Annotated in this window: 14 protein-coding genes; 12 read left to right on the forward strand and 2 right to left on the reverse strand. The window is 66.6% G+C overall.

The features are described from left to right. Window positions 1–14 precede the first annotated feature (14 nt). From FKP22_RS06540 to FKP22_RS06560, 5 genes are all read left to right on the forward strand, one after another. Window positions 15–605, forward strand: coding sequence for an SDR family oxidoreductase (locus FKP22_RS06540; RefSeq protein WP_233446812.1), 591 nt, complete (start codon window positions 15–17; stop codon window positions 603–605). 285 nt (window positions 606–890) lie between these two features. Further along, window positions 891–1,859 (forward strand): sugar ABC transporter substrate-binding protein, encoded by a 969-nt coding sequence (locus FKP22_RS06545; RefSeq protein ID WP_141286335.1) that lies wholly within the window; start codon window positions 891–893, stop codon window positions 1,857–1,859. 39 nt (window positions 1,860–1,898) lie between these two features. Further along, window positions 1,899–3,470 (forward strand): sugar ABC transporter ATP-binding protein, encoded by a 1,572-nt coding sequence (locus tag FKP22_RS06550; protein WP_141286336.1) that lies wholly within the window; start codon window positions 1,899–1,901, stop codon window positions 3,468–3,470. Window positions 3,471–3,622: 152 nt separating this feature from the next. Next, on the forward strand, window positions 3,623–4,699 hold the full coding sequence (locus FKP22_RS06555) for an ABC transporter permease (RefSeq protein WP_233446813.1): 1,077 nt from the start codon (window positions 3,623–3,625) through the stop codon (window positions 4,697–4,699). Window positions 4,700–4,739: 40 nt separating this feature from the next. Continuing rightward, window positions 4,740–6,116 (forward strand): MmgE/PrpD family protein, encoded by a 1,377-nt coding sequence (locus tag FKP22_RS06560; protein WP_141286338.1) that lies wholly within the window; start codon window positions 4,740–4,742, stop codon window positions 6,114–6,116. Window positions 6,117–6,173: 57 nt separating this feature from the next. Here the strand turns inward: FKP22_RS06560 and FKP22_RS06565 are convergent, their stop codons facing one another. Beyond that, on the reverse strand, window positions 6,174–7,106 hold the full coding sequence (locus FKP22_RS06565; protein ID WP_141286340.1) for a LysR substrate-binding domain-containing protein: 933 nt from the start codon (window positions 7,104–7,106) through the stop codon (window positions 6,174–6,176). Window positions 7,107–7,267: 161 nt separating this feature from the next. On the opposite strand from FKP22_RS06565, the gene FKP22_RS06570 reads away from it, so the two are divergent. The 6 genes from FKP22_RS06570 to FKP22_RS06595 all read left to right on the forward strand — a co-directional run bounded on the left by FKP22_RS06570 (window position 7,268) and on the right by FKP22_RS06595 (window position 13,532). Then, on the forward strand, window positions 7,268–8,557 hold the full coding sequence (locus FKP22_RS06570) for a CaiB/BaiF CoA transferase family protein (RefSeq protein WP_141286342.1): 1,290 nt from the start codon (window positions 7,268–7,270) through the stop codon (window positions 8,555–8,557). 72 nt (window positions 8,558–8,629) lie between these two features. Continuing rightward, window positions 8,630–9,478 (forward strand): sugar phosphate isomerase/epimerase family protein, encoded by an 849-nt coding sequence (locus FKP22_RS06575; RefSeq protein ID WP_141286344.1) that lies wholly within the window; start codon window positions 8,630–8,632, stop codon window positions 9,476–9,478. 66 nt (window positions 9,479–9,544) lie between these two features. Continuing rightward, on the forward strand, window positions 9,545–10,978 hold the full coding sequence (locus FKP22_RS06580) for an aldehyde dehydrogenase family protein (protein ID WP_141286346.1): 1,434 nt from the start codon (window positions 9,545–9,547) through the stop codon (window positions 10,976–10,978). Between the two features lie 97 nt (window positions 10,979–11,075). Then, window positions 11,076–11,819 (forward strand): SDR family oxidoreductase, encoded by a 744-nt coding sequence (locus tag FKP22_RS06585; protein ID WP_141286348.1) that lies wholly within the window; start codon window positions 11,076–11,078, stop codon window positions 11,817–11,819. A 6-nt stretch (window positions 11,820–11,825) separates the two neighbouring features. Then, window positions 11,826–12,680, forward strand: a complete 855-nt coding sequence (locus FKP22_RS06590) for an SMP-30/gluconolactonase/LRE family protein (RefSeq protein ID WP_141286350.1) — start codon at window positions 11,826–11,828, stop codon at window positions 12,678–12,680. A gap of 111 nt (window positions 12,681–12,791) precedes the next feature. Further along, the gene (locus FKP22_RS06595; RefSeq protein WP_211361320.1) at window positions 12,792–13,532 is read left to right on the forward strand and encodes an IclR family transcriptional regulator; all 741 of its coding nucleotides are present in this window, start codon (window positions 12,792–12,794) and stop codon (window positions 13,530–13,532) included. Between the two features lie 19 nt (window positions 13,533–13,551). On the opposite strand, the gene FKP22_RS06600 is transcribed toward FKP22_RS06595, so the two are convergent. Continuing rightward, window positions 13,552–14,325: an SDR family oxidoreductase gene (locus tag FKP22_RS06600; protein ID WP_141286352.1), complete on the reverse strand. Its 774-nt coding sequence runs from the start codon at window positions 14,323–14,325 to the stop codon at window positions 13,552–13,554. 119 nt (window positions 14,326–14,444) lie between these two features. On the opposite strand from FKP22_RS06600, the gene FKP22_RS06605 reads away from it, so the two are divergent. Then, window positions 14,445–15,284, forward strand: coding sequence for an SDR family NAD(P)-dependent oxidoreductase (locus tag FKP22_RS06605; RefSeq protein WP_141286354.1), 840 nt, complete (start codon window positions 14,445–14,447; stop codon window positions 15,282–15,284). Window positions 15,285–15,328 lie beyond the last annotated feature (44 nt).

Below are 15,328 nucleotides of genomic sequence, written 5' to 3' on the forward strand. Positions count from 1 at the left end.
TTGGCGCTCGCGCATTGGCCGCCAGCTGCGACGTGTCGAACGGGGACGCCGTGCGCGGGGCGCTCGACGAGGCGATGCGGACTTTCGGCCGGCTCGACTTCGCCTTCAACAACGCCGGCATCGAACAGCCGGCCACCTCACTGGCCGACCTCAGCGAAGAGGTCTGGGACCGCATCATCCGGGTGAACCTGCGCAGCGTCTTCGTCTGCATGAAGTACCAGATTCCGCTGATGGTCCAGGGCGGCGGCGGCGCGATCGTCAACACGTCGTCAGGAGCCGGCGTGCTCGCCATCCAGGGGCAATCGTCGTATTGCGCGTCCAAGTTCGGCGTCACCAGCATCAGCAAGGTGGCTGCCCTGGAATATGCCAAGTCCAAGGTCCGGATCAATGCGGTGTGCCCCGGCATCATCGACACCGAGATGATCGAGCGCTACACCCAGGGCACGCCGGAGGGCCGCGCCAGGGTGATCGCGCAGGAGCCGATCGGCCGCATGGGCAAGGCCGAAGAGATTGCAGCAACGGTGCTCTGGCTGTGCTCCGACGAGGCGGCTTTCGTGACCGGTCACGCCATGGTGGTGGACGGTGGACAGACCGCCGGCATCTGAGGTCGAACCCTCGGCGTGCTTCAGGCGCGCTTACCTTCGACACCAGAAAAACCGACTCGACCTGACCAGAGGCGGCGCAAATAATCCGCCGACCCCAGTGACTCCCAGTCGATTGGGACGGCGGTCTGCCAGCGGGGCGGTTGCCGCAGAGCCGGGCACTCGAGAAGAGGGCGTGCCGGCCCGTGGATGGGCATGACTGGCATGGGCCGCTCCGGCGTGGTTGGCAGGCGGAGTGCGGCAAGAGACAGCCAACGTAAAACTTAACTATTCAAATTGGAGACAGGCATGAAAGAGATCAAGACGCTAGGGGTGGCCATTGGCGCCGCTGCATTGGCGCTCGTGGCAGGCGCGGCAGGCGCCAAGGACATCACGCTGGGCTATGTGGCCAACAGCATGCAGTTCCCGTACGACGCGGCGCTGGGCAAGGGGTTCCAGGAGGCTTGCAAGGAGCTGGGCTGCAAGACCGTCGTGATCGACGCGCGGGCCAGCGTCGAGCGCCAGGGCAATGCCATCGAGGACCTGATCGCGCAGAAGGTGGATGGCATCACCATCATCGCCACCGACTCGGTGGTGGCCCTGGGATGGGTGGACCGGGCGACGGATGCCAAGATCAATTTCGTTGCCTCTGCCGCGCAGATCGGTGACACCGACAAGGTACCGGTGAAGCAGGTGTACTCCAAGCTCACGGCGCTCGTCATCACCGACGATGTGGTCGCCGGCGAGCGTGCGGGCGAGTTGGCCGTGAAGTTCCTGCCCAAGGGCCGCACGGTAAAGATCGGCATCATCGAGGGTGCCCCCGGCTTCGCGGTGGTTCGGCAGCGCACCGAAGGCTTCAAGAAGGCACTGACTGCGGCGGGCGTGAAATTCCAGATCGTGGCTTCGCAGCCGACCGACTGGACGCCGGCCAAGGGCGAGGCGGTCTGCCAGAACATCCTGACGGCGAACCCCGACCTCGATCTGTTCTTCAGCCACGCCGACGACATGGCCCTCGGCTGCTCGCGCGCGATCCGGGCCGCAAACTCGAATGTGAAGCTGGTCTCGACCGGCGGCGGCTCGAAGCTCGGCAATGACGCCATCAAGAATGGCGAGATTGACGGCTCGGTCTGCACCAAGCCCGCCACGATCGGCCGGCTGGCGGCCAAGGCGCTCTACGACGCGGCGACCGGCAAGAACACCAAGAAGGCCCAATACATCTCGTACGACACGCCGGCGATCACCAAGGACAACCTGGCCGCGTGCCCGGCCGAGTGGTGATCCCGAGGTGCAGCACTTGACCGTCGAGGAGCGGGTTCGATGCCGGTGACACAGCATGTCCCGCTGATGCAGCTGCAGGGACTCAGCAAGGCCTTCCTGAACGGGGCCGTGGTGGCCTTGCGCGGTGTCGACCTGGTGATCGAGCCCGGCATGGTGCACGGCCTGCTGGGAGCCAACGGCGCTGGCAAATCCACGCTCATCAAGATCCTGTCGGGGGCCTTCCCGGCGTCCGGCGGCAAGATCCTGTGGAAGGGTGAGCCGGTTCAATGGTCGTCGCCGCGTGAAGCGAGCGCGATGGGCGTGGCGACCGTCCACCAGCACGTGCCCCTGGTGCCGACGCTGTCGGTGCTGGAGAACGTTTTCCTGGGCGACGAAGGCCGCTGGCGCCGTCATGCGGCCTATCGCTCGCGCTTCGACGAGCTCTGCGACCGAGTCGGTTACCGGCTCGACCCGGACCGTCTCGTGGGCGAGCTCGCCATCGGGCAGCGCCAGATGGTCTCGATCTTCCAGGCCCTGGGCACCGGGGCCGACCTGATCGTGCTGGACGAACCCACTGCCTCGCTGGCCAATGACGAGCGCGAGGTGGTCTACCAGACCGTGCGGCGCCTGAGCCGGGTCGAGAACAAGGCCATCCTGTTCGTCTCGCACTTTCTCGATGAAGTGGTGGCCCTGACCGATTGCCTCACCATCCTGCGCGATGGCCAGGCCGTCATGCGAGCGCAGACCTGCGACATGGACGAAACCCGCATCGCCGAGGCCATCGTCGGTCGGCAACTGGTGACACTGGAACGAACCTCCGCAAGGACGCGCAGGCCGGACGCACCGGTAGCGCTCGAATTGCGCTCGCTCGCTTCGCCGGGCAAGCTCCAGCCGATCTCGCTGACGCTGAAGGCCGGCGAGGTGCTCGGCATTGCGGGACTGCTGGGTTCGGGCCGCAGCGAGCTGCTGCACGCCATCTTCGGCGCGGATCCCGACGCCACCGGTACCGTCGCCGTCGCGGGCCGCGCGGTCGGCCGATCGACCATGGCGGCGGTGAAGGCGGGCATCGGTCTGGTGCCGGAGGACCGCGCGCGCCAGGGCCTGGTGCCGCAGTTCGAGATCTGGCGCAACACCACGCTGCCGGCTCTGGCCGGCGTCTCCTGGCGCCGCTGGCTGCCGGTGCGCCGCCATGAGGTGGCGCGCGGCGCCGAGGCGATCCGCAAGCTGAAGATCAAGGCGCCTTCGCCCGAAGCGTTGGTGACCGAGCTGAGCGGCGGCAATGCGCAGAAGGTGACCATCGCCAAATGGCTCTTCAGCGACATCCGGGTATTCCTTCTCGACGAACCGACAGCGGGCATCGACATTGGCGCGAAGACCGACATCCTCCGGCTTGTGCGCGAGCTGTCCGCCGCAGGCATGACAGTGCTCATCGTCTCGTCCGAATTCGAGGAGCTGCTCGCGGTGAGCGACCGGATCCTGGTGATGCGGGACGGCCGCTGCGTGGCGGAGCGGGCGCTCGAGGACACCTCCGAGCACGAGCTCATCCTTCTGGCGGGCGGGCAGAGCGCCCAGCCGAGCCTTGCGCCCACCGGTGGCGCGCAACTGACACAGACTGAGCGGCCATGGCACTGACGAATTCCCACCTCTCACACGCTTCCGATCCGACAGCGCGGCCCGTTGCGCCGCCGCGCGAGGCTGCGCCGGTCCATCAGGCCCTGCCTACGCAGTGGCGACGGGTGTTCGGTCTGCGCGAGATGGGCGTCTATTACGCCCTGCTGATCCTGGTGCTGGTGCTGGCGGTGGCGAGCGCCTACACAGGGCGGGTCAGCTACCTCAGCATGCAGAACATCACCAACGTGATGCATCAGTCATCGCTGACAGCCGTGATGGCGATCGCAATGACGGTGATCCTGATCACTGGCAATTTCGATCTTTCGGTCGCTTCCGTCGCAGCGCTTTCAGCCGCGGTGCTGATCGGCTTGGCCGACTCCATCGGCTTCTGGCCAGCGGTCGGTGCCGCAATGCTGGTGGCCGTACTGGCAGGGTTGCTCAACGGTGCCATCGTGCAGTACGTCGGCATCAATGCCTTCATCGTCACCCTCGGCACGCTGACGGCGATCCGCGGCATCGTGCTGATCTACACCGACGGCCGCTCCCTGTCGGTCGAGAGCCCCGAGGTGATCGCCTCGATGCGCGCCTTCGAGTCGGGCCGCGTGGCGATCGGCCTGCCGCTGATCTGCATCGGCGCCGTGCTGTTATTCGCCGGTGCCGCGGCGGCGCTGCGCAGGCGGCGCGAGGGCCGGGGCTTGTCGCCCGCGTCGCTCGGCATGCTGATGGGCGGGGTCTGCGCGATCGCAGTGGGTGCGGTGGGCGGATCGGAGCTGTCCGTCTCCAAGGCCGTGATCTACATGCTGATCTTCGCCTCGCTGGTGTGGTTCGTGCTCACCTTCACCACCGTCGGCCGCAAACTGTATGCCGTGGGCGGCAACCCCGAGGCGGCACGCCTGTCCGGCATCAACGTGTCGCGTTACCGGATGGCGGCGTTCATCCTGTGCAGCGCCGCGGCAGGCTTCGCCGGCGTGATGTTCGGCAGCCGCCTGCGGTCCATCAACCCGGCCGCGCTGCAGGGTGCCGAGCTGACGGTCATCGCCTCGGCGATCCTGGGCGGCACCTCGCTGTTCGGCGGCGCGGGCAGCGTGGTCAAGACGCTCGCAGGAGCGATGCTCCTGTTCACCCTGACCAACGGCTTCAACATGCTGAACCTCGGGGCCAACTACCAGGGGCTGATCGAGGGCACGGTGATCGTCATCGCCGCAGCGATCTACACGGTGGGCGGCCACGGTCGTGCCCGCGCACACTGATCTGGTCGGCCGCAGAGCCTCGCAACCTCCATCTCTCCCCATGACCCAAGACATCTGCCACGACTTTGCAAGGGCGAGTGCCGGCACCCGTTTTGAGGACCTGCCTGCTGCCGCCGTCGAGTCGGCGCGCAATAGCGTGCTCGACACGGTTGGCGTCACGCTCGCCGCGAGCGGCCTGGAGCCCGCGGTGCGGAACTTCGTCGACGTGGTCACCGAATGTGGCGGCCGCCGGGAGAGCACGGTCCTGGGCTTCGGTGATCGCCTGCCTGCACCTCTGGCTGCGTTGGCCAACGGTGCGATGGCGCATTGCCTCGACTTCGATGACCAGACGCCCTGGGGGGCTCATGCCGCGAGCTCCATCGTGCCGGCCGCCTTCGCGGTGGCCGAGCGCATCGGTGGTGTCTCCGGCCGAAAGATGTTGGCTGCGGTGGCGGTCGGCCAAGACTTGTTCGCGCGGCTGCGTTGCAACGTGGGCTGGCGAAAGGACTGGAACCTGTCGACCTCGGTGGGCATTTTCTCGGCCGCTGTGGCCGCCTCGCATGTGCTCGGCCTGGACGCGCGGCAGACCGCCCATGCACTGGGCATCGCCAGCATGCAGTCCAGCGGCACCATGGAGCTCATCTTCGGCACAGGGAGCGATCTGCGCGGCATGTACGCGGGCTTCACAGCGCAGGGCGCCGTGCTTGGCGCGCTGCTGGCGCAGCGCGGCATCACCGGCATCGATACGCTGTTCGAGGGCCGGGCCGGCATCTTCAATACCTACTATGGCGGGCACTACGACCGGGCTGCCATGCTGCACGGTCTGGGCACCGACTACCTGGGCGCCGGCACGCTCTACAAGGCCTGGCCGGCGGTCGGCAATGTGCACACCTACCTGCACGCGACGCTGGTCCTGATGAAAGAGCATCGACTGGCCAATGACGACATCGAGCAGGTCCTCGTCTCGGTGGGCGACTTCCAGAAGATCATGTCGTCGCCGCTGGAGCAACGACGCGCGCCGGCCACCCTGGTCGACGCGAAATTCAGCCTGCCGTTCTGCGTCGGCCTGGCGCTGGCGCGCGGCCGCGTCAAGGTCTCCGACTTCAGTGCCGCGACCTTGAAGGACCCACAGGTGCTGGCCGCTGCCGCCAAGGTGCTGCCGGTTGACGACAGCCGCTTTGACTGGAACACCACCCTGCCGGACGGGCGGGTGGAGATCGTGACCCGGGATGGACGGCATCTCGTGCGCGTGGGCGACAAGGTGCCGGGCAGCGCCGAAGCGCCGATGACATGGGACGACCTGGCGGAGAAGTTCCGCGACTGCGCAGGCGCGGCGACGGTGCCCGTCGCGGCCGAGCGGGTCGAGCGGGCATTGCAGCTCGCCCGCGACTTCGAGCACCTTGAGGACGTCAGCGAACTTTTCAGGACGCTGGCCTGAATCGGCCAGGTCACGGCGGCCGCGCTGCCGCCTCGCGGCGGCGGCAGCGACCAACGGTCACTTCGCCAGGAGCTTGACGATGTCCAGCAAGCGTTCGAGCGCGGGATCCATCTTGTCCTTGACCCACGCGAGCACGAAGCTGGTGGCGTGCGAGACATCCTGCAGCGGCACCACCGTGATGCCGTTGGGGTAGATGAAGTTCCGGCCCGTGACCGCCAGGCCGATGCCGATGCCGACCGAGATCAGGTTCAGCTGGGTCGAGATGGTCTTGACCTCTTGCACCACGTCCGGCTCGAAACCGGCCTCCTGGCACAGCGTGTAGAGCGGGCCGTAGCCGGGGCTGCTGACGGATTGCGGCACCACCACGAAACGCTCACCGGCCAAGTCGCTCAGCGTGACCGACTTTCGCTGGGCCAGGCGATGGTCGGTCGGCAGGGCGACACCCAGCGATCCGGTCTGGATGTGGAACCAGTCGAGCACGGTCTCGTCCTGGCTCATCAGGTTCGAGCCAGGCCCTTTGCGCACCTTGACCCGTCCGGGCCCGAAATGCATGAAGCCAGCATCCAGCTTGCCGTCGGCGAGCGCGCGGAACTGGTCGGTGGTGGATATCTCGTGCAGCGACAGCGTCACATCGGGATAGGCTTCCTTGTACTGCTTGATGGCCGCCCGGAACAGCGAGTTGAGCAGCGTCAGCGAGCCGTAACCGATGCTCAGGGTGCCGCTCTTGCCCTGGCCCACGCGTTGGGTCGCCAGCACCGCCTGGCCCAGCTGGTTCAGCAGCGCCTGGACCTGTGGCAGCAGCGTCTTGCCGGCTTCGGTCAGGCGGACCCGGTGCGCCAGACGCTCGAACAACGGCGTCCCGATCTCGTCTTCGAGGTCCGCGATGATCTGCGAGACCGCAGGCCGCGTGACATGCAAGCGGTCCGATGCGCGGCCGAAATGTTCTTCTTCGGCGGCGGCGATGAAATAGCGCAGGTGACGGAGTTCCATGAGTCCGCGGGAGTCTATCCGCACCTGGCCCGGCGCATGTTGCCGATGACGTCTCGCATACCCTGGGTTAGTTCAACTTACCGGACCCGCCAATAAATGCGACTCGACTCGACTGGGTGCGCTCTTGAGAATGGAGCTGTCGAAATTGAACGGGCGGAACCATGTCGAACAGCAACAGCAGTGCGGAGCCATTGCCGCTCGAGGGCGTCAAGGTGGTCGAGCTGGCCCACCTGATTGCCGGCCCTTACTGCTGTCAGATGCTCGCTGACGAAGGTGCCACGGTCATCAAGGTCGAGCCTCCCAGCGGCGACCTGACGCGGCACCGTCTGCCCGCGCGCCGCACCGAAACCGGCGACGTCACGGCGTACTACGCTTCGCTCAATCGGGGCAAACAGAGTCTGGTGCTCGACCTGAAGAACGAGCACGGCAAAGAGCTGATGCTGAGCCTGCTCGAAACCGCGGACGTGTTCGTCACCAACATGCGTGCGGCAGCGCTGGCGCGCCTTGGCCTGCATCCCAAGACCCTGCACGAGCGATTTCCACGATTGGTCATCGCCTGCATCTCGGGCTTCGGGCTGGACAATTCAGGCGATTACGCTGACCGTGCCGGACTGGCGATCGTGGCAGAGGCCATGTCCGGTGCCACCGGCCTCACCCGAGATCATTCCGGCAATCCGGTCTGGTGCGGTTTCGCGTTGGGAGACATCACTGCATCGGTGTCGGCTCACGCGGCCGTCATCCTCGCGCTGCGCAACCAGGAGCGTTTCGGCGTCGGCAAGTTGATCGACCTCGGCCTGGTCGAGTGCATGCTGCCGATGGTCTCGGTCGCCATGGGGCGCGCTCAGGTCGACGACGAAGTCGCGTCAAGCTTTACCGGCTCGAACAACTTCCATGGCATTCCCTATGGCGCGTTCCCGGCGTCGGATGGCGCCGTCAGCCTTGGCGTCAACCGCGATGACTTCTGGGCGCGCTTTTGCGTGGCCATGGGCCGCCCGGAGCTCGGCACCGATCCGCGTTATGCGACCTATGTGGAGCGCGCGAAGCGCCAGCGCGAGGTGCATGCCGTTGCCGAGGAATTCACCCGTGCGCACACCCGCGCCGAGATCACCGCCAAGCTGGTAGAGGCCGACGTGCCAGTGGCCTCCATCCTGGGCATGAAGGAAGTGATCCTGAACGACTATCTTCGCGAGCGAGGCTCGCTCTGGGAGGTCGACGATGGCCATGGCGGCACCTTCACCCTGCCTGCCAATACAGCCTGGCTCGAGAAGCCGCGCAAGGCACTGCGGGTGCCGCGCCTGGGTGAACATCGCGACAGTGTGCTGAAGGAACATCTGGGCCTCGGTGCGTCTGACATTGCCCGGCTGGATGGGGCCGGCGCCTTCGGCGTGGCACGGGATAGACCCAAGTCTTCCAACGCGGCCAAGAGCGACGTCGCAACCTCCCGCGACTGAGCCGCTCCGCGAGCTCCGCGCTGCGCCACCTCCACGGTTTCGGCGCGAGTCCTCTTGCTTTCACTTCATCCCATGTCATCGACACTTCGCCCGGCCGCCTTTGCGGTCAATACTTACTCCTACACGCTGGGGTCGAGCGTTCGTGACTGTCTCGAACGCCTGGCGCGGCGTGGCTTCAGGGCCTTCGAGCTGATGATGTACCCGGGCCATCTCTGGCCGGCCCACGCCGATGCTGCCGCCCGCCGCGAGCTGCGCGCCTTCGTCGAGACCAATGGCCTGCGCATCACCACGCTGAACATGCCGAACATCGATCTCAACGTCGCTGCGGCCACCGAAGAGATGCGGAGGTCGACCCTGGCCGTTCTGCAGTCAGTGGTGGTGCTCGCGGGCGACCTGGGGGCGGAAGGGGTGGTCATCGGCCCAGGCAAGGCGAACCCGCTGCTGGCCATGCCGCGTGACGCGCTGGTCGGTCATTTTCACCAGGCGCTGGCGCAGCTGGTTCCCCTGGCTGCCGACCTCGGGACCGCCGTCCACGTCGAGAACATGCCATTCGCCTTCCTGCCGCACATGGCCGGTCTGCTCGAAGCCGTCGACCAGTTCGCCGACGACCGGGTTGGCATCGTCTACGACCTCGCCAACGGCCATTTCGTCGGCGAGGATCTCTGCGAGGCGCTTCGGCTCTGCGCCCGGCGGCTGCGGGTGGTCCACCTGTCCGATACCGGCCGAAGCGTCTACCGTCACGATGCGGTCGGGCTGGGCACTGTCGACTTCCGCCCTGTGCCGGCCACGCTCGAGGCGATTGGCTTCCGCTGCCCGCCGGTACTGGAGATCATCGACCCGGAGCCCGATGCCGCCATCGAGCGCAGTGTGCTGGCGCTTCAGGGCATGGGCTGGGCCCCTGCAGTTGCCGCGGCGCGATGACGCCGCATTCATCGACCGACCGCGGTCTCGCCAAACAGATCTGAATCCACCGTTGCGGAGAATGCAGTGAAACATTACGACAAGTGCTTTATCGACGGCCAATGGGTGGAGCCGCGCTCTGCGCGGACCTTCGAACTCATCAATCCGGCCAGCGAAGAAGTCTTCGCCACCGTGGCACTGGCCAGTGCGCAGGACGTGGACCTGGCGGTCGTCGCCGCGCGGCGCGCCTTCTGGGACTTCAGCCAGACCACCCGCGACGAGCGCATCGCGCTGCTGGAGCGCATCGTGGCGCGGTTCACCGAACGCGAAGCGGACGTGGCCGCGGCCATCACCCGCGAACTGGGCGCGCCGGTGTGCCTGAAGCAGCGCACCGGTGCCGCGATAGACGCCTTCCGTCAGGCCATCAAGACCTTGCGGGCCTACGAGTTCGAGACGAGGCTGGGCGACAACATCGTGCGCCGCGAGCCTATCGGCGTGTGCGGCCTGATCACGGCGTGGAACTGGCCGGCGCAACTGCTGGCCACCAAGGTGTCGGCGGCGCTTGCAGCCGGCTGCACGGTGATCGTGAAGCCGAGCGAGTTCACGCCGGTCACGGCCATCCTGATGACGGAGATCCTGCACGAGGCGGGCGTGCCGAAGGGGGTGGTCAATCTGGTGATCGGAGACGGCCCCACCGTGGGCCAGGCCATCTGCAAGCACCCCGACATCGACTTCGTCTCGTTCACCGGTTCGACGCGCGCGGGCATCCTGGTGGCCGAAGCCGCGGCGGGCACGGTCAAGCGCGTTTCGCAGGAGCTTGGCGGCAAGTCGGCCAACATCATCCTGCCCGATGCCGATCTGACGGCCGCGGTGCGCTGGAACGTCACGCGGGCCTTTACCAACAGCGGCCAGTCCTGCCATGCGCCCACCCGCATCCTGGTCCAGGAGGCGCAGGTCGACGAGGTTGTGCGCCTGCTGGCGGACGAAGTGGTGAAGGTCCGTGTGGGCGACCCACAGGACCCCGCCACGCTCGTCGGGCCGGTGGTGAACCGGGCGCAGTTCGAGCGGGTGCAGCACTACATCCAGGTTGGCATCGATGAGGGCGCGCGGCTGGTCAGCGGCGGTCTGGGCCGGCCCGAGGGCCTCCTGCACGGCTACTACGTCCGGCCAACCGTCTTTGCCGACGTGACGTCGCAGATGACCATCGCCCAGGAGGAGATCTTCGGCCCGGTGCTCGCCGTGATGTCCTACCGGGACGAGGCCGATGCCATCGCCATCGCCAACGGCACCGAGTACGGACTCGGCGGCTACATCTTCACGCGCGACTCGGCGCGCGGCAAGGACATCGGTGCGCGCATGCGCGCCGGGCGCATTTTCCTGAACGGCGCACCCAGCAACACCGAAGCCCCGATGGGCGGCTACAAGCGCTCCGGCAACGGGCGCGAGATGGGCGTCTTCGGCCTGGAGGAGTACCTTGAGGTCAAGGCCATGATCGGCTTCGCGCCGTCGCTCGGCGCCTGACAGCGGGGCGCCTGCATGTGCGCGAGCAGGCCCCACCCGGCGCTGCCGAGCGTCCCGACATCAACACACAATTCATCAACAACCGGAGTAGACAAGCATGCCGCAACTGGACGGAAAGAAAGTTCTGATCACCGGTGCCCTCGGCACCATTGGCCGCGCGATGGTCACGCGCTATGCCCAGGAGGGCGCCAGCGTGATCGCGCTCGACCGGCCCGGCGCCCCCAATGCACAGGGTATCCTGGACGAGGCGGCGCCGAACGTGCGCTTCTTCGGCTGTGACCTGAACCAGCTTGCCGCCACCGAAAGCGCGGTGAGCCAGCTCGCCAACGAAGTGGGCGGCATCGACATCCTGGTGAACAACGCCGCGCTGGTCATCATGAAGCCCTTCGAGCAGTTCAGCATCGAGGAGTACGAAGACCAGGTGCGCATCAACTCGTCGGCCGTCTTCGTGTTGGCCCGGGCCTGCTGCAAGACGATGAAGGAGCGCAAGCAGGGCAAGATCATCAACGTGACCTCCTTGACGCTCACCGGCCGATGGGAAGGGTACGTGCCCTACATCGCCTCGAAAGGCGCGATGTTCGGCTTGGTCAAGGGCCTGGCGCGCGAGCTCGGTGCGCACGGCATCACGGTGAACGGCATCTCGCCGGGCGCCGTGCTGTCGGAAGCGGAGTTCCGTGATCGGGCCGATACGCGCGAGCAGTACCACAACTGGATCCTGGAGAACCAGAGCCTGAAGCGCCGCATCGAGGCGGTCGACATCGCCAACCTGTCCGTGTTCCTCTCGTCCTCGCAGGCGGACCTGATCACCGGCCAGAACATCCAGATCGACGGCGGCTGGTAGTCCGTCATGGCCGACCATCGCCCGGAGCTTTTCGCCGAAGACTTCATCTTTCTCGAGGCGCCGCACTGGCAGGACGGCCGGCTCTGGGTGTCGGACGTCTTCGACCATTCGGTCTATGCACTGGACATGCAGGGTGGACGCCGCAAGGTCTGCCACGTGCCGCACCGCCCGTCGGGGCTCGGCTTCCTGCCGGATGGCACGCCCATCGTCGTGTCATCGAAGAACCGCAAGCTGATGCGGATAGACGGCGAGACGCTGGTCGAACATGCCGACCTGTCGAACCTTGCCACTGGCGACGTGAACGATTTCGTCGTCGACCGTTACGGGCGGATCTATGTCGGCAACTTCGGCTATGACTACGACGCCGGCGAGCCGCGGGCGCTGACAGACCTGCACCGGATCGAGCGGGACGGCACCGTCAGCGTGGCTGCCAGCGGGCTCGAGTTCCCCAACGGCGCTGCCATCATCAACGATGGCACGACGCTGGTGGTGGCCGAGACCTGGGCGGGTCGATTGACCGCATTCGACATCGACGCCGACGGTCACCTCGGCCACCGGCGGGTGTTCGCCGATCTCGGCGAGCGGCATCCCGACGGCCTCTGCGGCGATGCCGAAGGCGCCATCTGGGTGGGCTGCTTCAATACCGGTGAGTTCCTGCGGGTGCTCGAAGGCGGTGTCGTCACCGACATCATCGCCTTCGAAGGCCGCGGCGTGTCGTGCACGCTGGGCGGGGAGGGCGGCCGGCAACTCTTCTGCACCGTCTATCGCGGCTCCATCGAGGAGCTGGTCGCCGGCCGGCGCCACGGCGCAGTCTTCGCGCTGCCGGTGGCTGTGCCGGGGACGGACCCTGTCCGAGCATGATGCTGGCCTGCGCTCCGCCAACGCCCCCGGGACTGCTGAGCGGCATCCATGCCGGCTGGTGGAACCGGCTGAATACAATGCGGGCCAACATCCCAGAGAGGATCCCGCCCCATGATGCGCTCGGTAGAACGAACCCTCGCCGTGTTCGAAAGCTTCGCCCCCGACCAGACTTCGCTGACGCTGCAGGAGATTGCGGACAGCATCGAACTTCCGAAGTCCACCGCCTTCCGTATCGTTGGCAGCCTTGAAGAGGCCGGCTACCTGGTGCGGCTGGAGGACCAGCGTTACTGCCTGTCGTTCCGCTTCACGCGGCTGGCCGGGCTGGTGCGCAACACTTTGGACATCCGCGCCATCGCGCGTCCCGCGATGCTGACCCTGGCCGAGCAGACCCAGGAGACGGTGGCGATCCACATGGCGGTGGACGGCAACCGTGTCTGCGTCGACTCGGTGGCAACTGCACCATCGCAACTGCGCAGCGTGATGCAGCCGGGCGAGCAGATCCCGCTGCTGCTCGGTTCGGCATCCAAGACGCTGCTGGCTTTCATGCCGGAAACCGCCTCGTCATCGACCCTCGCCGCAATCGCACGGGCCACCCAGCGCAAGTCCGCCGAGATCCGCGCGCAGCTCAGCGAGATCCGGGATCAGGGCTACGCGGTGTCGCACGGTGAGCGGCTGCTCGGCCTGTCGGCCATTTCGGCACCCGTGTGGGACGCCAACGGTGAGGCGCGTTACTGCATCACCGTCAACGGTCCGTCGGTGCGCATCCAGATGCACGAGAAAGCCTTCACCAAGCTGGTGAAAAAAGCCGCCGGCGACATCTCGCGCCGCTTCGGCGGGCCTGTCGCCAGCTGAGCGGGGCTTTGCGCGTCGGCTAGAACAGCGAGCCGATCATGCCGCCCTCCACCGCAATGGTGGACCCGGTGACAAAACCCGCCTGTGCGGAGGCCAGGAAGGCCACCACGCCTGCCAGTTCCTCTTGCGTGCCCATGCGGTGCAGCGGCGTCATCGAGACGCGGCGCTCCGCCTGGGCCGGCGTGTAGGCGGCCGAGCCGCTGCGGTGCGAGGTGTCGATCAGGGCGGGCGCCACGCAGTTCACCGTGATGCCCTTTGGCCCGAGCTCGTTGGCCAGGCCCTTCAGATAGGCCGTCACGCCGGCCCTGAAGACGGTGGACAGCGCATGCACGGCCATTGGCTGCTTGGCAGAGGCCGACGTGATCGCCAGGATGCGCCCCCATCCCTTGTCGAGCATCTGCGGCGCTACCGCATTGACCACCTGGACCACGCTCAGCAACTGGTTCTCGTAGGCCTCCTGCCAGCGCTCGGGCTCGGTCTCCTTGAGCGTGTCGCGCAGCGGGTTCGGTGGGCGGCCGGTGACGAGCACCATGATGTCGGCGCCCCCCAGCGATGCCAGCGTGCCTGAGAGGCGCGCCACGTCGTCGGCCACCAGCATGCTGCCCGCCACGACATGGGCTTTGACGCCGTAGTCGCCCTCGATCTCCTCGGCCACCGCCTGAAGCTTCTCGGCGGTGCGGGCGAACAGCAGCACGTTGGCGCCCTCCGCGGCCAGGGTGCGGGCGATGTTGCGACCCATGCCGCCGCTGGAGGCGGTGACCAGGGCGAGCTTTCCGTCGATGCCGAGATTCATGGTAGGTCTGTCTCCGGGGGCGATGTTGCGGTTCCGTTCAGTGGAACTGTATGTGTGCAGTGGAACCGATGATAACATTCGAAGCTCTGTTAAGGACCAGCTTTCAAGGGGCTTCGGGCATGAGCACTTCCACGAATCAGGCGGCCGGTTGGACCGCAAGCAAGCGTCTCGACGGCAAGGTCGCCGTTGTCATCGGTGCGGGTCAGAGCCCGGGCGAGGGCTTGGGCAACGGGCGCGCGGCGGCCATCCGCTTCGCCCGCGAAGGCGCGCGTGTGCTGGCGGTGAACCGATCGATCGAATCCGCCGAAGAGACCGCCGCGATGATCCGCAGCGAAGGCGGCGATGCCATCGCCTTCAAGGCTGACATCCAGAAGGAGGCCGACATCGTCGCCGCCATCTCCGAGGCGCATCGGCACTGGGGCTCGCTCGACGTTCTGCACAACAACGTCGGCGTGAGCCTCGGCGGTGGCGATGCGGACCTGATGGACATCACCGAAGAACAGTTCGACAACATCTACCGCAGCAACCTGCGCGGCACCGCGTTCACCTGCAAGCATGCGCTGGTGATCATGCGCCAGCAGCGTTCGGGCGCGATCGTCAATGTCTCCTCGGCTGCCGCGGTGGGCCTGTATCCGTATGCGGCCTACAAGGCCACCAAGGCAGGCGTCAATGCGCTCACCGAGCAGTTGGCACTGCAGAACGCCAAGTTCAACATTCGCGTCAATGCCATCCTGCCAGGCCTGATCGACACGCCCATGGCGGTCGAGACCCGCTCGCGCCGTTTCTCCAAGTCGCGTGACGAGATCAACGCCGAGCGCAACGCCAAGGTGCCGCTGCTGCGTCAGGGCACCGGATGGGACGTCGCCAACCTCGCGCTGTTCCTGGCGTCGGACGAAGCCAGCTTCATCACCGGCGAGTGCATCCTGGTCGACGGCGGCCGGATCCTCAACCGCACCTGATCGGCGGGTGGGCGCAGGCAGCCGCCTCGCGCCAGGCAATGCCC

It is taken from the genome of Ideonella azotifigens (assembly GCF_006519715.1).
In the GTDB taxonomy this organism is placed as follows: domain Bacteria; phylum Pseudomonadota; class Gammaproteobacteria; order Burkholderiales; family Burkholderiaceae_C; genus Ideonella; species Ideonella azotifigens.